We start from the raw sequence: 20,039 nt of genomic DNA on the forward strand, positions 1-20,039 counted from the left end.
TGGAGACGAACGGCTTGTCTTTAACCAAAGCCTCTTCTTCTTCGACTGGCTCTCCTGCCTCTCTGAAGGCTTCGCGCATCAAATTAACCGGGGGCCGGGGGAGCCGGTAGATAATCACCGGAGTGGTTTATTCCGGGCTGAAATCCAGATGCACGTCGCCTGCTATTGGGTAGCCGGAGCAAGTAAGGACCAGGCCGCGGACTAGCTCCCGGTCCGTTAGGACTTCGTTGGTACTCATCCAGACGTGGCCTTGGGTGCAGCGCACGGCGCAATTGCCGCACTGGCCTGCTTCGTTGCCATGCCGCGAGTGCAACAGGGTCAGGCCAGCCTCGTAGAGAAGTGGTTCGTCAGCCGGGGGCTGGAGTACCAGCGTGCGGGTATTGGGGCTGTGCTGTTGGATTTCACGAATAGTCAGCTGCGGATAGTCATCGTCCTGCATGAAACGGCCAGATGGTAAGAGGGGCAAGTATAGCAGTTTCCGGGCAGGGTAGGAGGAGAAGTGGCTGAAGCAAGCGCTTGCTACCGGTAAAGCCTTCGTGGATTGGTAGAGATCTGAAGCGAGATGGTACCACGATTTTTGGGGCCGTAGCACCACGCTTGTGTAGACCGTCATCCGTTCTTTCAACGTCCGGCTCCCACTCTTCTGGAGGAGGGCCCGCTCTACCGGGAACGACCCCGCAGGGGGCTCGTGGGCCCCTGTGTCTGCGGTAATCAACTGCCCACCACGGCCGGCTCCCAGGCCTGGTGGCCGCAGCGTGGGCATTGGGTAACGGGTTGGTGGGAGCTGTGCAGCAGATTGGCGCAACTGCCGCAGGCAAACTGGTCAGGCGCTTTCTCCTGCTCCTGCCGAAATGCCTTATCGTTCAGGGGCAACAGCGACAGGCCGGTACGGGGCTCCGAATCCGAAAAAGTGAGGACGGAGAACGTGCCGTTGGCCTCATGGTAGGCGCGCTGCACGTTGCCCATGTTGGCGATGCCTTCCTGCCGCAGCTTGGCAAACACCTGCTCGCGGCACAGCACGCCTTCTTCCAGCTTGTCGAGCTGCAGGCGGCCGTCTTTTACCAGGATGCTCATGTCGTCGAGCACCGTGCTTTCAAACTTCTTATTGCGAAACGCTAGCCAGGAAATCAGGCGCTGATAGCTGATAACAATAGCCGAGATGATGACTACCGGCAGCAGGCCCCGGTCGGGAGCCATAAGGGCCACGCCACCGCCGGCTGCCAACGATACCATGGCAATGATTTCGTTGCGCGTCAGGGGCTTGCCCATGCGGTTGCCCATCAGCCGCATCGAGCCCAGCAGCAGCAGGTAAATGAACGCGGCCCGGAAAATGGCCTCGATGTAGAAGCTGCCGGGCACATCGCCCACAAGGATGCGTATCCAGTCGCTGAGGTGGATATCTTCAGGTTTCATGACAGTACGGGTTGCGGATGCTCCTGGTCCTGTTTACGGTCTTGCGCTAGTTGCACGGCGTTGGTCCAGGCCTCGTTGCCGCAGCTCGGGCAGGAGCGGGGCTGGCGGTCGGTGGGCTCGGTATGGCCGCAGCGCTCGCAGGCTTTCTGGTGGCCATCCTGCGGTTCGGTCTGGTGCATGGCCAGGTCCTTGTCGGGCATGATGGACAGGCCCGGCCGGGCCGGCGTCTGCTGGTAGATGCTGAACTCGCCGTTGGCTTCCATGTACACCCGCTTGAGCTGGCCCAGGTGCTGAATTTTTTTCCCGCGCAGCTGGGCAAACAACTGCTCGCGCGAGAGGCGGACGGTAGCCATGCCCGCCAGGTCTAGCTCGCCATTGGCCACCACCTGCTGCAAATCGCCCTGCACGAGGCGGGCCACCCGTTGACTCTTAAACGACCACCAGTTGATGCCCCGGTACAGTGCCCACACGCACAGCAGCGCAAGCATGCTGTGGAGCAGGCCCCGCTCGGGCAGCTGCATGGCCACCGCCACAATGGCCCCGAGCATAATCATAACCGATAGTTCGGTCACGTTGAGCTGCGAATTCATGCGCTTGCCCATGAAGCGCATCATAATTAGGAAAGCCAGGTAGATAATGAGCGTACGGATGGCTATTTCCAGCATAAACTCTACCGGGGCATTCCCGATAAGTATGCGCTTCCAATCCCATAAGTAGATATCCTCTTTTTTCATGGTTTTAGTAGTTGTTGCCTGCTTCAGCGGTTATCGCCACACCAATACCAACCCGGTGATAGTCAACAGCCTGCTCCGCCCATGGGCAATCACTGCTGGCTGCTCTCTGGGTAGAGCCTGATTTACCGGATTGCCAAAGCGAGGGTTATTGTGGGGCTTGCGAAAAAAGTGCCCGGCGCTTTTGGTGTACAGCCCGCTTTTGTGGCTGAATGCTACTAAAAGACAAGGGGTTAAGTGCACATAATTGCTGCTACTACGTAAAAGCACGTAGAAAAACATGCGGGTCTTATCCGCCAAAACCCGTGTTTATTACATCTCTCCGCTGAGGTTAGCGCACGTTATACAGCGAGAATTATTCACTCGCTAATCCGCTACTCATTATGAGTCCTTTCCCCACCTCCGCTGGGGCGGATGTTCTGACGGCTCGCTCCACACCATCTTTTTCGGTGCGCCGCTCCCAGGAAATCCCCAACTACCACCAGCTAACCATAGAAGATGCACAAGGGTGCGTTGCTAACTGGGTAATTCCCAATACTATCAAGAAGCTGAATAAGAAGTCGGTCATGCTGTGGCTGCTGCCCACGCCAACGCCACCCGATTCGCTAGCCTGCGTCGAAACTGGTCCCGTTCACCAGGTGCCCGCCCGCGACGGCAAGTCCTCGGACTTGCGCGTCCGGCTGGCGCAGGGATTGCTCCAGCTTAATTTCAGCGGCCACTGGCTGCGCGGCTATCACCGCCTCCGCTGCCTGCCCGATGGCAATGGCCAGCTCTGGCAACTTACCCCCATTGGCTACGCATGAGTACCTACGCAATTGTTATCCATGGTGGCGCCGTGACCATGAAACCCGGCCAGCTGAGTCCGGAAGAAGAAGCCCTCCAGCGCGAGGGCCTGGCCCTCGCGCTGCAAGCCGGCTGGGAAGTCCTCCACCGCGGCGGCAGCGCCCTCGATGCTGTAGAAGCCAGTGTGCGCAGCCTCGAAGACAACGAGCACTTCAACGCCGGGCGCGGCAGCGGCCTCACCCAGCAGGGTGAGGTGCAGATGGATGCCGCCATCATGGACGGCTCCAATCTGCAGGCCGGCGCCGTCAACAGCGTCCGCTACGTGGAGCACCCCGTCAGCCTGGCTCGCGCCGTGATGGAGCGCAGCCCCCACGTGTACATGGCCGGCGACGGCGCCCTGGAGCTAGCCCTCGAATACGGCCTGCCCCTGAAGCCGCCAAGCCATTTTCTGACCGAGAAGACCCAACAGGAGTGGCTGAAGACCAAGCAGGAAGAGCTGGCTCAGCCCGCAGGGCACGACACCGTGGGCGCCGTGGCGCTCGACCAGGCCGGCAACCTCGCCGTGGCCACCAGCACCGGCGGCATCGAAGGCCAGCTCAAAGGCCGCGTGGGCGACAGCCCCGTGCTGGGCGGTGGTACCTACGCCAGCAACGACGCCTGCGCCATATCCTGCACCGGCGACGGCGAGGTAATCGTGCGTGGCGCGCTGGCCCACGAGGTCTACGCTTTGGTCAAGTACAAGGGCCTGCCGCTGGTCGAAGCCTGCCAGGCCGCCCTCCAGTTGCACGACGAAGACCTGAAAGGTGACAAGGGCATGATTGCCATCGACCAGGCTGGCAACATCGCCCTTGAATTTAATTCCAACCTGATGCGCCGCGCCTACCGCGTGGCCGACGGCGAGCCCTACATAGCCATGTGGAAAGACGAGTAGGTCAACTCTCACTCATGTTCCGAGGGCGGCACATAAAAACACGCTGCTGAGTAGAAAGAAGCGACCATATACAGTTGGCCTTGTGGAGCACCTAGCGCCGTTTCGGAATCTGTGCACCGCCACGCTGTAGTGCTGACTTTTAGTCCGTGAGTCCGCCAGACCAGCTGACGTGCGGACTCATGGACTAAAAGTTCGCGCTACAAGACATCAACCCCGAAACCGTTCTAATCCCGTCATGCTGAGCGGAGCCGAAGCATCTCGCTCGCGTTCGTCCTCACGATTGGATTAGTGGTAGCACGCGAGATGCTTCGGCTGCGCTCAGCATGACGGCCTCTTCCGCTCGGCGCTCGGCAGGACGCCTTCTGTAGCGGGACGTTCTGACGATTTACTAAACGGATTCAATACTTAACTTAATAGAATACCAATTAACCGGTAGCCGTTTTCCGTATTTCTGGTGTCTCTAGGCCCATTTCTTAGCCGTAAAAAAACAGTGAGTCTATCGTTGCTGGCAATACAGCGGCAGCGATGAGCTAGGGAGCATGCCCGTATTCTACCCGCTGCGTCGGCCCCCACTACCTCCACAGGCGCTTTAGTGGGCACGGCCCATTGGGGCGTCTGTGTTGTTTTTATTGGCTGCTGCCACTTGTCCGTTGTTGGACGTAGCAGCCAGACAATCTGGATTTCAACCGTCAAAACCTGACAACGGACATTGAGCAACTGAAAACTAACACCCTACTACATGCCCATCCACTTTCCCACCCCCAAAGGCCTATTGCTGGCCATTGGGGGCCATGAGCAGCGCCAAGCGCCCGACCAGAAAAATGCTGCCCCCGAACAATCATCCGGCTTTATCCTCCAGCGTTTTGTGGATGAGCTAAAAGGCCAGCGCACCATCGTTGTGCTGCCCGTCGCCTCGCAAGAGCCCAAGGAAGCCGCGCAAGACTACGTGAGTCTATTTACTTCCCTGGGCATCGAAAACATCGAAGTACTCGACATTCAAGACCGCCAGCAGGCCAATGAGGCCGAGGCACTGGAGGTCATCAACCGAGCCGATGGTGTCATTTTTACGGGCGGCGACCAGCTGCGTCTGACGGCCATTCTAGGCGGCACCCACTTGCTCCAGCGCCTCACCGAGCGCTACATTACCGAGCGCATCATCATTGCCGGCACCAGCGCTGGCGCGGCGGCCATGAGCACGCCTATGATTTACCAGGGCCGCAACGATGCTGGCTTTCTCAAAGATGAGATTCACATCACCACCGGCCTGCAGTTGATGCGCGATGTGGCCATCGACACCCACTTTATTGCCCGGGGCCGCATCGTGCGCATGGCCCAGATTATTGCCACCAATCCCGGCTGCGTTGGCCTGGGCCTGGAGGAAGACACCGCCGTGCTCGTGACCGACGGCCGTGAGCTGGAAGTGCTTGGCACCGGTATGGTCACGGTGGTTGATGGCCACGAATGCACCGGCAACACCATCTATGAAGTGCAGCCCGGCGAAGTCTTTTCTATCCGAGACCTGCGTGTGCACCTGCTGGCCAAGGGGCAGCGGTTTACCCTGCCCGGCTACCCCGCCGCCGGCCCCAAGCCGACCAAAGGGAAGCCGAAGGAACCAGAGAAATAGTCCAAAGAACCACTGCCCATCATGCAGAGCATGGCATTTGGCGTGCCGCCGATAGCCTCGCTCAAAGCGAGGAGCGCCGGACGTAGCATGCCAGAGGCTGCGCTCTACTGATGGCCCTATCTGTTTCGAGTAAACCCGATACTTTTCTATCACCCGCTTAATGTCCAGAACGATAATTGTCTCTAACCGGCTGCCCACCAAGGTACAGCGCACCGCCGATGGTCTCACCTTTCACCCCAGCGAGGGCGGGCTGGCCACTGGGCTGGGCTCCATCTACCAGGCCGATGGCAACGTGTGGGTGGGCTGGCCGGGCACGTTCGTGGACGACCCGGCCGAGCACGAGCAGGTGACCGAACGCCTGCGCGAAAACAGCATGGCCCCGGTGTTTCTGACCGAGCCCGAAATCCGCGACTATTACGAGGGGTTCAGCAACGGCACTCTGTGGCCTACCTTTCATTACTTCCCGCAGTTTGCCACCTACGACTCCTCCCACTGGCAGGCTTATGTGGCCGTGAATGAGAAATTCTGCCAGGCTGTGCTTGCCCAGACCGGTCCCGACGACACCATTTGGGTGCACGACTACCAGCTGCTGCTGCTGCCCGAAATGCTGCGCCGCGAGCGGCCCGAGGCCACCATCGGCTTTTTCCTGCATATCCCGTTTCCCTCCTACGAGCTGGTGCGGGTGCTGCCCTGGGGTGCCGACCTGCTGCGCGGCATGCTCGGGGCCGACCTTATCGGGTTTCACACCTACGGCTACATGCGGCACTTTCTCAGCGCCGCGTCGCACTTGCTGGGGCTGTCGAATCAGAACGGGCTGGTCGAAACCGGCACCCGCACGGTGCTGGTCGATGCCTTCCCGATGGGCATCGACTACCAACGCTACGCCGAGGCCGCCGATTCGGAGGCCGCGCAGGCGCATCAGTTGCACTACCGCGAGGCCTTGAAAGACGTGCGCGTCATCCTCAGCATCGACCGGCTCGATTATACCAAGGGCATTGCCCAGCGAGTGTTGGCCTTCGAGCAGCTGCTGGTGCGCCATCCCGAATGGTGCGGCCACGTGAGTCTGCTGATGGTAGTGGTGCCCTCCCGCGACCAAGTGGCCCAGTACGCGGCCCTGAAAGAAGAAATCGACGAGCTGGTAGGCCGCATCAACGCCCGGCACAGCTCCATCAGCTGGACGCCGATTCACTACTTCTACCGCTCGTTTCCGTTCGACGAGCTGGTGGCCTTCTACACCCTGGCTGATGTGGCGCTGGTAACGCCTGTGCGCGATGGCATGAACCTGGTAGCCAAGGAATTTATCGCCAGTAAAACCGACCAGAGGGGCGTGCTCATCCTCAGCGAGCGAGCCGGCGCGGCCGTCGAGCTCTCCGATGCCCTGCTCATCAACCCCACCGATACCGACTACATGGCCGAAGCCATGCACGAGGCCCTGCGCATGCCCGAGGAGGAGCAAACCACCCGCATGGCCAACCTGCAGGCCCTCGTGCGCCAGTACGACGTATTTGCCTGGACTCGACTGTTTATGGAACGCCTGGCTTATAGCAAGATGAAGCAGCAAACCCTGGCCACCGATGCCCTGAGTCCCGGCGCCATCGACCAGCTGCTGCACGACTACCAGGCCGCGCCCCACCGGTTGCTGCTTCTCGACTACGACGGCACGCTGGTGAGCTTCCAGGCTAATCCCCAGCACGCCCGGCCCGACGCGGAGCTGCTGGAACTGCTCGGTGCCCTCACCAGTGATGCCCGCAACCGCGTGGTCATCATCAGCGGGCGCGACCGGGCCACGCTGGACCAGTGGCTGGGCCACCTGCCACTCAACTTCGTTGCCGAGCACGGCGTGTGGCTGCGGCGGGCCGGCGAAGACTGGCAGCTTTTCCAGGAGCTGCGGGCCGACTGGAAGCGTGAGCTGCGGCCCATGCTGGAGCTGTACGTGCGCCGCACGGCGGGTTCCTTCATCGAAGATAAGGACTACTCCCTGGTGTGGCACTACCGCCGTGCTGATGCCGAGCTAGGCGCCATCCGGGCCCGCGACTTGATGAGCCACCTCACCTTCATCACCTCCAACACTGACTTGCAGGTGCTGGAAGGCAATAAGATACTTGAAATCAAGAATGTCGGCATCAACAAAGGCACCGCGGCGGCCCGCTGGCTCAGCCCCGACCCGCCCGAGTTTATTCTGGCCATCGGCGACGACCGCACCGACGAGGACACCTTTGGCGCGCTGCCGCCCGAGGCCTACACCGTGAAGGTGGGCGGCGCGCCCCGCTCGCTGGCCCGCTATTCCGTAGCTGGCCCCGCCGACGTGCGCCAGCTGCTGCGGCGCCTGTGCTAGGCAGGTCAGCTGCGCGTGGGTACGTAGCAGCGTGACGGACGACGCCAGTATATATGAAGCAACCAAGTGGCCGCCGTGGAGCTACGAACAAGCTTGCTATACATTTTGGGCGCGTGGGAAAAATGTATAGCAAGCCCATGCTATACATTTTTCCCACGCGCCCAAAATGTATAGCAGCTTCTTTTAAGGTTAGTTTTCGCGACGGTCAGTGAAAGATTAACCTGCTATACCGCTCCTCCAGCCGCTACCGCGTGGTTTGGCCACCGCCACCCTATCTTCGCCGCTTCTTTCCCTTCCCTTACTGCTTCTACTGATGGCCTCTTTTTACGCTGAGCTGCGCGTAGCGGGGTACGTGTTCCGCGTCTGGCACTGCACCTACGGCAGCAGCTACGGCAGCAGCCAGGATACCGACGCTCGCGGCCGGGCCATTGCTAGGGTGCGCCAGACGCTGGCCGAGTTCGTGCTCGACGTGCCGGACCACGACTTTTTAGAAGAGTGGGCCAGCGACCCGCTCAAACGGCTGCCTGCTGAGGCCGTCTTTTCTGACGCAACGAGCCGCACGCTGGAAACGCTGCGTTTCGAAGCGGCGTACTGCGTGGGCTACCAGGAGTTTTTTAGTAGCGGCGACACCGAGGGCGGCTCCTACCAATTGCCGGGTTACCCTCTCTGACCCCGACGGCTGGCACTGGCAGCCCGGCGGCCCCGCCCCCAGCCCACAGGCCTTCAATCAAAACCCGTTCGTGCTGCCGCAGACGCCGGTAGTACCACCCGTACCAGTGCCCCCGGTGGAGGTGCCCGTGCCACCCGCCCCGCTGGGGCTACTGGCGCGCTTGCTGGCCCTACTGCCCGAGCTGGGCGTGGCGGCAGCCGTGGCCGTGCTCGTGCCCACCAACAGCCGCGACGACCCCGGCTACCAATCCGAGTGGGACTTCATTCGCCGCAACACCCCACCCACCGATAAGGACCGCGCCGAGCTGGCTGACCTGGAGCGCCGCCATGCCGACGGCACCTTGACGAAGGATGAGGAGGTGCATTTGCTCGCCTTGCTGGCTAGGGTCAAGGGGCTGCGGCTGATGAAATGGTTAATTCCCGCCAAGCTGAGACTCGGCAGGAACCAATCAGCGCATGATTTTGCCTTGCAAATCCCAATGGCTGTGCTTCACCGCTAGGCTGCCGGGCTCGCGCTTGATGGTGCGCGTGTATCGTTCGCCGGCAATGATGCCATCGGGTCGGCGCCGGCCGAAAAACAGCACAACCGGTTCGCCGTGCTCATTGGTGAGAAAGGTGATGTCGTAGCCCTTGAAAACGTCATCAATGCGGGACGAGGGCTCAAAGGTCTTGCTCAGCTTCTTATCTAGTTCGTGGTGGAGTGGCATTGGGTACAGATAATGAGGGTTCTATGGGTTGATTAGGAAGTGGGGTAGTTGGCGAGGAGGCAGCGCGGGTTCGGCGAATGCGCCCGCTGCCCATGTAAGCCCAGCTGGTAGGAAAAACAATAGCTACCGGCCAGCGGCCGGTAGCTATTGGCTACATTATGCGCTTGTAATCAGAAGTTAAATGCCGTCGCTGCTGTGGCCGCCGCTGCCACTGATGGCGCCCTTCACTTTGTCGCTGATGGTCCCCATCACCGACTCCATGGCCGTCATCTGCTCTTTCTGGGCGTGGCCGCGCGGGTCGGGTGTAGCCAGGGTCGGGATACCACCGAGGGGCGCGGCTTTTTTCACGTGAAATTCGCCCTTGCCATCCAGCGAGGGCCCTGCTGCCCAGCGGCCGGCCGTCGTGGTCTGGTCGCCGATGTAGGTACTCACGAAGGCATAGTTGAAGTCCTGCACTTCCTCGCTCTGCGGAAAACTGTTGGGAATCGGCATGGCGTTCAGGCCGCCGTTTTCTTCGATGACGGCCATCCACTGGTTCTGGTGCATGGTGTCGCGGGCGATAAGGAAGGACAGCATGTCCTTCATGCCGTGGTCGTCCGTCATTTCCCACAGGCGGGTAGCTAGGACGCGGCCGGTGCTTTCGGCGGCTACGTTAGAATACATGTCGGCCATGAGGTTGCCGCTGCCCACTACCCAAGAGCCGTTGAAGGGCACCCCGTTGGCATCGGTCGCCAGGGCTGCCTGGCCGGCGGAAAGAATCTGGCGCGGGTCCATGCCACCGAGGATGGCGCCCACCATTTTATCCTTGGCAAACTCGTCCTGCATACTCATCGGAGCGCCTTCCAGGTTGAGGGCCACGGCGGTGGCTAGCATCTCGATGTGGGCAATTTCCTCGGTGCCGGTTTCGAGCAGCATGTTACGGTACTTCTCCGGTCCGCGCTGGCCCCAGGCCTGAAATAGGTACTGCAAACAGACCCGGATTTCGCCTTCGACGCCGCCAATAGCTTGCTGAAGCATTCGCGCAAACGCCGGGTTTGGCTTGTCGACTCGCACTTTATACTGGAGTTCTCTATCGTGATAAAACATGTGGGAAAGGATGAAAAGTGGTTGATACGGCCCGCAGTTCCCCGCTGGCTACTGGCTATACGTTCACTTTTTACGGAGCCGCCACCCGGAAAACCCGTAGTTCCGGTCGGTTAAAATGGTATTTCCTCGTCCGTATTTATCACTACTCTCAATCCAATTTGCGAAGCATCCCATCTAAAAGGCCCTAGCGGGTGCAGCCTCGCTGGGGCTTTTTCACTTCTTTACTTCTCTTGTTAATTAGGTAGACCCGCTAAATCGCCGCACTGGCTACAAGGAAAGTCCAAAAATGGGAAGGCGATTTTAAACGTGGAAAGCTTTTTTAGTCGCATTTTAGTCCAGCGGTACCGCTGAGCTCATGGCTTCGAGCAGCGAAACCGTTTGCCGGAGCGATTGGCGACAGCATTCTTGCTGCAAAAGGGTAGCTATTAATCGCTCGGTGAGGCCTATGGCGTCGATGGTTGACACGTGGCAGCGATGCTCCACCGTTGGCTGGATCTGGTTCCAGAGCTCCTCCATGCGGTTTTCGAGCCGTTGCTGCTGACCAGGGAGTAGCTCCTCGCTACTGTTCGCGAGGAACAGGCGCGCCAAATAATATAATTGAGTGGGTAGCGGCCGGGTATATCGCTGGCGGCAGCAGGATAGAGTGGAGCACATAAGCAGAAGATAAGAAAGTGTGCCTGAAAGCCAGATAGAGCGGTGGTTGCCGCATAACTGTACCACTTTCCCCCGTATGGTTCTGCTTATCGAAATTATATTTTTCGTTCTCCTAACTAAAATGTTACGGTGAGCTATTTTAAAGGTGAGCTATTCTAAAACAGCTTACGCAATGCCCACAGGCTCCACACTATCACCATCAGGCCCACCCCTACGAACATCCAGCGCGTGGGAATGCGGCCGGCAAGCTGGGCAGCAAAGGGCGCAGCCGCCACCCCACCCACGATGAGGCCGGCCACAATCTGCCAGTGCGAAATGCCCAGGATGGAGAAAAACGTGAGCGCACTCGCGAAGGTCACAAAGAACTCCACCAAGCTTACCGTGCCGATAACGTAGCGTGGTGTGCGGCCGTTGGTAATCAAGGTGCTGGTAACCAATGGCCCCCAGCCACCGCCGCCGAACGAGTCGAGGAAGCCGCCGGCGCCGGCCAGCCAGCCGGCGTTCTTCACCTTGCGGCGCTTGTCATGCTGCTTGAGCACCGCTTTGCTGATGATGCGCAGGCCTAGAATGAGCAGATACACGGCCAGAATAGGCTTAATCCAACCAGCATACTGCTCGCCGAAGTAGGAGAGGAGCAGGGCGCCACTAACCGAGCCGAGCACCCCAGGCAGGAGTAACACTCTAAACAGCCGCTTATTAACATTACCGAAGCGGTAGTGCTGGTAGCCGGAAGCCCCACTGGCAAACATCTCCGCCGTGTGGATGCTGGCACTAACCGACACGGGGCTCAGCCCCAGCGACATCAGGCTGATGGCCGACACCACCCCGTAACCCATACCCAGCAAACCGTCAATCAATTGCGCTACAAAGCCCACTCCCACAAACGTGTAAAACGTGCCGGAACTCTTCAAAAATGTCCACGCCTGGCCCCAGGTAATGTAGTAGGAGAGAATATTGACCAGGATAAAAAGCGCAAACGTAGCCAGCGCGCCCGTGGCAATGCGCCGCCAGTAGGCTGTAGCCGGCGACTCGTAGGTGGGGCCGTAAGCCAGCTCCGCCGTCACGGCGTTCAGGGCTTTGATTTTGTAGGCAAAGTCGCCCTTCAGCCGTTGGCGGATGACGGTCATGTTCTGCAGGAGCGTGTGCAGCTCGCCGGGCAGGGTTTCTTCGAGCACGGCGCGCAGGCGCTTGCCCACGGTGGGCGACTTACCGTTGGTGGAAATGGCCACTTTCAGGTCGCCCTTCTGCACCACCGAGGACAGGTAAAAGTCGCATTCCTCGGGCGTGTCGGCCACGTTGGTGAGGATGCGACGGGCCGAGGCCGTAGCTTTCACGTGGCGGTTCAGGGCCGGGTCGTCGGTGGCGACGAACACGAAATCCTGGTCGTCGAGGTCGTCGTCGGCATAGGGGCGGGCGTGCAGCTGCACCCGCGGGTGGCGCCCGGCCAGCTCCCGCAATTGGGGCAACAGGCGCGGGGCTACCACCGTCACGGCCGTGGCCGGGCTGTTGCGCAGAATGGCCGTGAGCTTCTCCAGGCCCACGTTGCCGCCGCCCACCAGCAACACCCGAAACTGCTCTAGCTTCAAGAACACCGGAAACAGGGCGTTGGTGGTCGGGGGAGCTTCGAGGGGCAGCTTGGCGTTCGTCACGACGGGAGCGGTAGAGGCAAGGTGGTCAACGGCCATAAGTTCACGGAAGTTCAGGCGTGGAAATTCAGGCCGTGGGTAGTGGCCTGCACGTAGCCCTGGCGGATTACAAAATCGCCGAAGCCTTCCTGGGGCTGGCGCTGGGCCGCATAATCGGCCAGAATAGGCGTCAGCTCACGCAGAATACCATCCTCATCCAGCATTTCCCGGTAGAGCTTGTTGAGGCGCTCGCCGGCATGGTCGGCCCCTAGATATAGATTGTAGCGGCCGGGAGCTTTGCCCACCAGCCCAATTTCGCCGAGGTAGGGCCGGGCGCAGCCGTTGGGGCAGCCCGTCATCCGAATCAGAATGCCGGCCTCGGCTAGGCCGTGGGCCCGGATAATGGTATCGAGCTTGTCGAGCAGCTGGGGCAGGTAGCGCTCGGCTTCGGCGAAGGCTTGTGAGCAGGTATTCAGGGCCACGCAAGCCAGCGAGTGCTGGCGTAGCGCAGTTTGATGAGCGGTGTTGGGCCAGGCGCCGTGCGCTTCGAGCAGGGCCTGGATGCGGCTGCGGTGCGCCGACTTGATGTTGGCCAGCACCAGGTTCTGGTTGCCGGTGAGGCGAAATTCGCCGGTGTGGAAGGCGGCAATTTCGCGCAGCGCGGTCTTCAGCGCGTAGCCCGGCAGGTTGTGAATGCGGCCGCCTTCGATGAACAAGGTGAGGTGCGACAGGCCCTTGGGGTTGCCCGACCAGCCGAAGGCATCAGTGGAGCTTTGGAAGTGGTAGGGCCGGGCCGGGGTCAGGTCGTAGCCCAGCCGCTGGTGCAACTCGGCCTGAAACGCCGACAGTCCCACTTTATCAATGGTGTATTTTAGACGCGAAAACTTGCGGTTTTCGCGGTTGCCCCAATCGCGCTGAATAGTCACTACTTTCTCGCACACATCTAGTACGTTAGCGGCGGGCACAAAGCCAATGATGTCGGCCAGGCGCGGGTAGGTTTCGTTCATACCGAAGGTCATACCCAGGCCGCCGCCCACGGCCACGTTGTAGCCGAGGACCTTGCCTTTTTCCGCGATGGCGATGAGGCCGATGTCGTTGGCGAAAATATCGACGTCGTTGTAAGGCGGCACCGCCAGCGCGATTTTGAACTTGCGCGGCAGATAGGTTTTGCCATAAATCGGCTCTTCGTCGGCTGGCTCGGTGGTGCTTTGCTGCTCGCCATTCAGCCACAGCTCCCAGTAGGCTGTGGTACGCGGCGTAAGGTGGGCGCTGATGGCCGCGGCCGCGGCGTATACCTCAGCGTGCACGGCCGACTCGTGCGGATTGGGGCTGCACATCACGTTGCGGTTCACGTCGCCGCAGCCCGCAATGCTATCCAGCAGAGCTTCGTTGAAGCCTTGAATGGTGGCCTGCAAGTCACGCTTCAGCACGCCGTGCAGCTGGAAGGCCTGCCGGGTGGTAAGCTTGATGGTGCCGTTGCCGTACTCGTCGGCCAGGTCGTCCATGCGCTGCCACTGGGCGGGCGTGGCCGTGCCGCCGGGCACCCGCACCCGAATCATGAAGGAATACAGGGGCTCCAGTTTCTGAAGCTTGCGCTCGCTGTCGAGGTCACGGTCGGTTTGCTGGTACGAGCCGTGGAACTTGATGAGATGCGTATCGTCATGGTTGAGCGCGCCCGTGATGCGGTTGCTCAGGCTCTCGACAATGGTGCCGCGCAGGTAATTGCTGGCATCTTTTACGATTTCAACTTCGGATAATTTGGGAGTATCGGCCATGATAAATTACTGCGGGGTGGGAACGGGGGCGGTGCTGGGCCGCAAATCAAAATTGTGAAAGTAGAAAACCCGGATGCTGTGCTGGTTGCGGTAGACGTTGCCGGCCGGCAGCTGCTGAAATAGGTGCATGTAGCCACCCTGCAACTGGCCGTGCTTGCTCATCTGGTACACAAGCCCCGCAAACAGCCGGTTTTGGTCGAAATAGTTGTAGCGAATTTCTTCGCCAAAGTTGACCATCAGCTCATCGTTAAGCAGAAATTGCAGGCCGCCCGGCTCGAATCCGCCTTTGGTGAGGGCTAGGAACAGCGCTGCATTATACCGAGTGCGGTAGTTGAAGTCAAAATTAGACCCCAGCTTCTCGTTATTCACTACCTGTTGGCGAAACCGCTCTTCCAACCGTACCCACTGCATGAGGCGAGCCTTGGGAAAGCGCGTAAACCACTGCACCTGCTGCCAGGGCCGGTGCTCGGGCTGGCCCACGGTGCGGGCGCCGTCCGGAAAATTGTGCAGGTAGGCATAGCCGGCGGTCAGGCGCACATCGTCGGTGAGGTAGTAGGTGAGGCCCACCCGTCCCATGCCCTGAAACAGGCTGTTAACAAACTTCTCGTGCAGGCGCAGGTGCAAATCCGTCCAGCTGCCCCAGTGCGTCGAGAAGCGCGTTTGGTTGAACACGCCCAGCCAGAGTTGCTGCTCCCGGACATACTGCTTCTGCGCCCGCGCTGGCAACGCCGCGAGCAATAACAGTCCCCAAGAAAGAATCAGCCTCGTCATGAAGTCTAATGGAGTACGGTGTTGTCAAATGTCAGCGCCACGTAGTAGAGCCCACCAATGGTAGGCCCGGCGGCGTATTGAATATAGCGGTTGTTGAGCACGTTGGCGCCGCCGAGCTTGATGGTGGTTTTCAGCGTGGGCACGCGCAGGTTCACCTGGGCATCCACGGTCTGGTAGGCGGGCACCCGTCCGTTGGCCAACGGGCTTTCCCAAAGGAAGGAGCTTTGGCGGCGCCACACCACGTTGAAGCCCACGTTACGCACGATTTCGCGGTTGCCGAACGACAGGTTGGTAGCCCACTTCGGGGTGTTGAAGCCGGTTACGAAGATGTCAGACTGCTTATTGGTGCTGATGTTGTTGTAGTTAACGTTGCCGCCGATGGTGAATTTCTGGTAGAAATTGTACGTCAGGCCCAGGGTCGAACCGTAGCTATTGTACTTGTTCAGGGCGTTGGTATACACGCGGTAGCGGTCCTGGCGAGCCCCCCGGTTGGCATTTAGCGCGGCCAGCACGGCATCATCCGAGCCCACGGTTACTTGCTGGCCGGCGGCGTTTCTGGGCACGCTCACCTCCACCTGACCCAGGAAGCCGGAGTACACATTATAGTAGGCGTCGGCGTCGATGGATAGACGGTTTTCGAACAGCACGCTGCGGTAGCCCACTTCGTAGGCATTAATTTGCTCGGGCTGCTCGGTGGGCAGGTTGCCGACGGTGAGCAGGCTGCGGATTTCGGGGCGCAGGGCGGCCTGGCTGGCGGTGCTGCCGGCATTGGCGGCCACGTAAGCATTCACAGCCGCGTTGAAGGTGCTGATGGAGGCCAGCGTATAAGAATTGTCGAGGTAATTGAGGCCTGTGTTGACACGGGCCAGGCCACCCACGCGGCGCACGTTGCCGTTATTCACGAAGGAGAGAGCTTCGAACAGCGAGGGGAAACGCCAGCCATTTTGGTAGGAAGCGCGGAAGTTGTGCTTCTCAGCCACGGTGTACACGGCGGCCACGCGTGGGTTCAGCTTGGGGTCAAATTCGGGGTTGTAGTCGGCTCGCAGCGAGGCAGTGAGCTTCAGGCGGTCTTGCAGCAGGAGCTTGGTAGCCTGCACGAAGCCGCCGATTTTCTTGTAGTACTGGTTGTTTCCGCCGGGCTGAATCCGCTCGGCAAGGGGCCGGCTGAAGTCCACGAAGTTGTTACCGTCCGGAATCACTTCGTACAGGCGGGCATCGCCACCAATGAGCACATCAGCGAACTTGACGCGCGGACCCAGATTCCAGATGCCTTCGGTGTGGTAGGTGTGGCTCCGTTGGGTGAGGGCCGCGCCGCCAGGGATGGGCGCGCCCGGCACGTTCACGCCGCTGTCCCAATTGTTGGTGCGGGTTATCTGGTTTTTGAGGTCGTTGAAGGCGGCCGTGCCGGGCACGGCACGGCCTTGGTCGGCCACGGTGCGAGCCTGCTGCATGGCAGTGGCCAGGGGCTGGCCGGCGGTGAGCTGGCTTTGCAGCTCGGTGCGGAATCTGGTGCCCCACACGGCATTAGAGCCATTTTGCAGGTCAAGGTTGAGGGCCAGGGGGTTGAGGTTGTAGGAATCGCCGGTGTCCTCAATCAGCATGTAGGCGCGGGCGGTGAAGTCTTTGCCTTTCAGCTCGATTTTGTGGTTTTGCACAGTCACGCCGTCGAGCTGAATCTTGTTGCCGCGCTGAAACACACCGTCCATCAGCCCGAAACGGTAGCCATAGCTCAGCTCCAGGTTGTCCTTCAGCTTGTAGTGCAGGCTGGCGTCGGCCTTGAAGTTGCGCACAATGGGATTGGTGAGGTCCCGCTCGTAGTAGCCGGTGCGCCGCACGTTGAAGGTTTCGTTGCGGCCATTGTAAGGAATGGTGATGCTCACGTTGCCGGCGTTGTCGTCGCCGTAGCGGTTCCAGAGGTCGGCGGCGGGGTTGTTCGGGCCGCTCAGCTCCGGGAAGCGGGGGTTGGCCGGGGACAGGTTTTGCGGATTCTGGTCGGTTTGGGTGTTGGCCAGCCAGTCGGTACCACGCAGGAAGCTGCCGTTCACCTTGAAAGCAAAACGGTTGTTGAAGGCCTGCGCGTAGCGTACCGCCGTTTCGTTGAGCGCGCTCGGGTCGCGGTCGGTGCCGTCGACGTGGTTCACGCCCACTTTCTGGTACACACTCAGCCCCTGGTAGGTGAAAGGGCTTTTGGTGGTGAGGTTGGCCATGCCGTTGATGGCGTTCATCCCGTAGAGTGCCGAGGCCGCGCCGGGCGTAATTTCCACGCTGGCAATATCCAACTCCGTGGGCCCGATGGCGTTGCCCAGCGGCACACCCAGGGTAGCCGCCTGCATGTCCACGCCATCCACCAGTTGCATGAAGCGGAAGTTGTTCGGAATATTAAAGCCCCGTGTATTTGGCACTTTAAACGTGAGGCTGCTGGTAGTCATCTGCACGCCCTTCACATTCTCCAATGCGTCGTAGAAGCTCGGCGCGGGCGTCTCCTTAATAGCCCGGATATCCAGCTTCTCAATGGCCACCGGCGACTTCAGCCGGCTTTCCTCTACCCGGGAGGCCGACACTACGACTTCGTTGGTAACGATTTCGCGCGAATCGAGCGAGACGGCAATGCGCCGGCTGCCGCGGGCAATCTCAATCTCGCGCGGCTCGTGCCCAATGGCGTTGAATACGAGCACGAACGGGTATTGCAGCTTGGCTTGCAGCTCAAATTTTCCCTCCGCGTCGGTCTGAGTGCCTACGCTGGCTCCTTTCACGCTCACGCTTACCCCCGGCAGTGCCTCGTTGGTGCTTTTTTCGCGTACTTCGCCACTGATGGCAATAATTTCACTCTGGGCAAAAGCGGCGGTCGCACTGACCAATAGTAGTATCAAAAACAGCCATAAAGCGGAGTAATAAGATTTCATCTCAAAAGTAGATTGCCGGGAGTGTTGAATTGGCTGAGTCGGATAAGTCAGCACTCGTCTTAAGGTCGCGGCGTGCCGCCTGTGGCACATCCGCACGCGGTCGGCGGCAGCTTCAACAACATCGCCCCGCAGGGCTAAACCGGACAGTCTTATTCAGGATGAAAAGCATTTTCATAGTTTTTTAGGGTGAGTCTTAGCGCAGATCCTCTCGTGAGGCGTTGACTGTCAATTAATACACGTCTTCCAGATACCGCCGCTGCTTTTTCAAGTCACGCACGTAGCTCGCTGCTTCATCGGCCGATACGCCCGCTTCGCGTCGTACCACCTCAGTCAGAGCCGCTTGCACGGCGCCGCCCAGGCGATTTTTATCCCCGCAGACGTAGAACTGCGCCCCGTTTTCGAGCCAGCCGAACACGTCGCGGCTGCTTTCCAGGAGCCGGTCCTGCACGTAGATTTTTGCCGCTTGGTCGCGCGAGAAAGCCACATCGAGCTTGGCCAGCCCGCCCCGTTTGAGGTGCTGCTGCCATTCGGCCTGATATAGGAAATCGGTGGTGAAGTGCGGGTTACCAAACAGTAGCCAGTTGCGGCCAGTGGCGCCCAACTCCACCCGCTCCTCCACGAAGGCCCGGAACGGTGCTACGCCCGTGCCCGCGCCTACCATGATGATGTCGGTGGCTGGGTTGGCCGGCAGCTTGAAATATTCGTTCGTTTCCACGAATACCCGCGCCGTATCACCCACCGAAACCTGGTCGGCCAGGTACGACGAGCATACGCCGTGCTTGCGGCGGCCGTGCGCGTTGTAGCGCACGGCACCTACGGTAAGATGCACTTCGTCAGGATGTACCAGCAGGCTGCTGGCAATGGAGTAGGCGCGGCTGGGCAGTGGGCGCAAGGTTTCGGCCAGCACCTGGGCCGTAAGCTGGTCGGTGGGGAAATCAGTGAGCAAATCGGCCACGTCGCGGCCATAAATGTATGGTTGCAGGAGTGCCGTATCGGCCAGCAGCGAGTGCAGCTCGGCGTGCGGCGCCAGGGCGGCGTAGCGCTCCAGCACGTCGCGGGTGAGCACCGTTAGCTCTCGGCGGCCTGCCAGCACGGCGGCCAGCGGGCGGCTCTCGTTGCCCAGCTGCACCGGTGCCGTGTCGCTGAGGCGGGCGGCGCGCAGCACTTCTTCCACCAGCCCGTCCTCATTCACCGGAAGTACCGCCAAGGCGTCGCCCGGTGCGTATTGCAACCCCGAACCCGCCAAATCCAACTCAATATGGTAGGTTTCCTTAGTCGAGCCGCGCCCATTCAGCTGAATGCTTTCCAGCACCCGCGCCGGCCACGGGTTAGTCCGCGTAATGGCCGCGTTTAGTGCCGGAGCGCTAGTGCTGGTACTGGCGCCAACCGTCGCCGAGGTCGTAGCCGGAGCACTCACAGCTATTTTATCCAACACAGCCGCTATCCAGGCATCAGCGTCAGCGTGGTAATCCACGTCGCAATCCACGCGGTCAAGCAGCCGCTGCCCACCTAGTTCACCCAGCCGCTGGTCGAAATCCAGGCCCGTCTGGCAGAAGTGCAGGTAGCTGCGGTCGCCCAGCGCCAGTACGGAGAAGCGCAGTTGCGGCAGCCTTGGGGCCCGCGTTCCCAGCACGAAGCGGTGCAGCTCCTCGGCCGCCACAGGGGGCTCGCCCTCGCCGTGCGTGCTCACGATGAGCAGCAGGTTTTGCTCCTGCGCCAGCTGCCGGGTGGGGTAGTCGTTCATATCCCGCACTTCGGCCGTCAGGCCGCGCTGCTTAGCTGCTGCCGCTGCTTGCTGAGCCACTTTTTTGCCATTGCCAGTGTGCGAGCCGTAGAGGATAGTAAGTTTCTCGGCCAGCTGCGCCGGGGCTTGAACTGCTGTTTCGGGCTGCACCCCAGCGGCGGCCGCAACGGCTGCTTGCCCATAGAAATAGCCGCTCAGCCACACCAGTTGTTGCGCGTTGAGGCCAGTCGATAGCTGGCGGAGCGCCGCTTCGTCAAAGCCGGAGGGCAGGGGCAAAGGAGGGAATGT

Annotated in this window: 17 protein-coding genes; 6 read left to right on the plus strand and 11 right to left on the minus strand. The window is 60.3% G+C overall.

Annotated features, from left to right (window positions below; all coding sequences use genetic code 11):
* Positions 1-127: 127 nt before the first annotated feature.
* From WX88_RS14305 to WX88_RS14315, 3 genes are all read right to left on the minus strand, one after another.
* Positions 128-439 carry a 2Fe-2S iron-sulfur cluster-binding protein gene (locus WX88_RS14305; RefSeq protein WP_046245059.1) on the minus strand — a complete coding sequence of 104 codons (312 nt, stop codon included), beginning with the start codon at positions 437-439 and terminating at the stop codon, positions 128-130.
* A 272-nt stretch (positions 440-711) separates the two neighbouring features.
* Positions 712-1,413 carry a DUF421 domain-containing protein gene (locus WX88_RS14310; protein ID WP_046245060.1) on the minus strand — a complete coding sequence of 234 codons (702 nt, stop codon included), beginning with the start codon at positions 1,411-1,413 and terminating at the stop codon, positions 712-714.
* Positions 1,410-2,147 (minus strand): DUF421 domain-containing protein, encoded by a 738-nt coding sequence (locus WX88_RS14315; RefSeq protein ID WP_046245061.1) that lies wholly within the window; start codon positions 2,145-2,147, stop codon positions 1,410-1,412. Before WX88_RS14315 ends, WX88_RS14310 begins: the two co-directional genes overlap by 4 nt.
* A gap of 380 nt (positions 2,148-2,527) precedes the next feature.
* On the opposite strand from WX88_RS14315, the gene WX88_RS14320 reads away from it, so the two are divergent.
* The 6 genes from WX88_RS14320 (at position 2,528) to WX88_RS14345 (ending at position 8,986) form a co-directional block, all read left to right on the plus strand.
* Positions 2,528-2,947: a hypothetical protein gene (locus tag WX88_RS14320; RefSeq protein ID WP_156176139.1), complete on the plus strand. Its 420-nt coding sequence runs from the start codon at positions 2,528-2,530 to the stop codon at positions 2,945-2,947.
* Positions 2,944-3,858, plus strand: coding sequence for an isoaspartyl peptidase/L-asparaginase family protein (locus tag WX88_RS14325; protein WP_046245063.1), 915 nt, complete (start codon positions 2,944-2,946; stop codon positions 3,856-3,858). The genes WX88_RS14320 and WX88_RS14325 overlap by 4 nt, the downstream gene beginning before the upstream one ends.
* Positions 3,859-4,597: 739 nt before the next feature.
* The gene (locus WX88_RS14330) at positions 4,598-5,482 is read left to right on the plus strand and encodes a cyanophycinase (protein WP_046245064.1); all 885 of its coding nucleotides are present in this window, start codon (positions 4,598-4,600) and stop codon (positions 5,480-5,482) included.
* A gap of 160 nt (positions 5,483-5,642) precedes the next feature.
* Complete coding sequence (locus WX88_RS14335) at positions 5,643-7,817, plus strand: bifunctional alpha,alpha-trehalose-phosphate synthase (UDP-forming)/trehalose-phosphatase (RefSeq protein WP_046245065.1); 2,175 nt, start codon at positions 5,643-5,645, stop codon at positions 7,815-7,817.
* Between the two features lie 313 nt (positions 7,818-8,130).
* Positions 8,131-8,487: a type VI secretion system tube protein TssD gene (tssD, locus tag WX88_RS14340; RefSeq protein WP_052732699.1), complete on the plus strand. Its 357-nt coding sequence runs from the start codon at positions 8,131-8,133 to the stop codon at positions 8,485-8,487.
* A gap of 70 nt (positions 8,488-8,557) precedes the next feature.
* Positions 8,558-8,986: a hypothetical protein gene (locus WX88_RS14345; protein ID WP_046245066.1), complete on the plus strand. Its 429-nt coding sequence runs from the start codon at positions 8,558-8,560 to the stop codon at positions 8,984-8,986.
* On the opposite strand, the gene WX88_RS14350 is transcribed toward WX88_RS14345, so the two are convergent.
* From WX88_RS14350 to WX88_RS14385, 8 genes are all read right to left on the minus strand, one after another.
* Positions 8,936-9,193, minus strand: coding sequence for a hypothetical protein (locus tag WX88_RS14350; RefSeq protein ID WP_046245067.1), 258 nt, complete (start codon positions 9,191-9,193; stop codon positions 8,936-8,938). The two genes, WX88_RS14345 and WX88_RS14350, sit on opposite strands and share 51 nt — an antisense overlap.
* Positions 9,194-9,370: 177 nt before the next feature.
* On the minus strand, positions 9,371-10,279 hold the full coding sequence (locus WX88_RS14355; protein WP_046245068.1) for a manganese catalase family protein: 909 nt from the start codon (positions 10,277-10,279) through the stop codon (positions 9,371-9,373).
* A gap of 330 nt (positions 10,280-10,609) precedes the next feature.
* Positions 10,610-10,933, minus strand: a complete 324-nt coding sequence (locus WX88_RS14360; protein ID WP_156176140.1) for a hypothetical protein — start codon at positions 10,931-10,933, stop codon at positions 10,610-10,612.
* Between the two features lie 155 nt (positions 10,934-11,088).
* Positions 11,089-12,618: a TSUP family transporter gene (locus WX88_RS31995; protein ID WP_082116035.1), complete on the minus strand. Its 1,530-nt coding sequence runs from the start codon at positions 12,616-12,618 to the stop codon at positions 11,089-11,091.
* A 14-nt stretch (positions 12,619-12,632) separates the two neighbouring features.
* Positions 12,633-14,333 carry an NADPH-dependent assimilatory sulfite reductase hemoprotein subunit gene (locus WX88_RS14370; protein WP_046245070.1) on the minus strand — a complete coding sequence of 567 codons (1,701 nt, stop codon included), beginning with the start codon at positions 14,331-14,333 and terminating at the stop codon, positions 12,633-12,635.
* Positions 14,334-14,339: 6 nt separating this feature from the next.
* Entirely contained in the window at positions 14,340-15,104 is a 765-nt protein-coding gene (locus WX88_RS14375) for a DUF2490 domain-containing protein (RefSeq protein ID WP_046245071.1), read from the minus strand.
* A gap of 5 nt (positions 15,105-15,109) precedes the next feature.
* Positions 15,110-18,007 (minus strand): TonB-dependent receptor, encoded by a 2,898-nt coding sequence (locus WX88_RS14380; protein WP_046245072.1) that lies wholly within the window; start codon positions 18,005-18,007, stop codon positions 15,110-15,112.
* Positions 18,008-18,236: 229 nt separating this feature from the next.
* Entirely contained in the window at positions 18,237-20,027 is a 1,791-nt protein-coding gene (locus WX88_RS14385; protein WP_052732700.1) for an assimilatory sulfite reductase (NADPH) flavoprotein subunit, read from the minus strand.
* Between the last annotated feature and the right edge of the window lie 12 nt (positions 20,028-20,039).

The organism is Hymenobacter terrenus, assembly GCF_000972495.1.
GTDB lineage: Bacteria > Bacteroidota > Bacteroidia > Cytophagales > Hymenobacteraceae > Hymenobacter > Hymenobacter terrenus.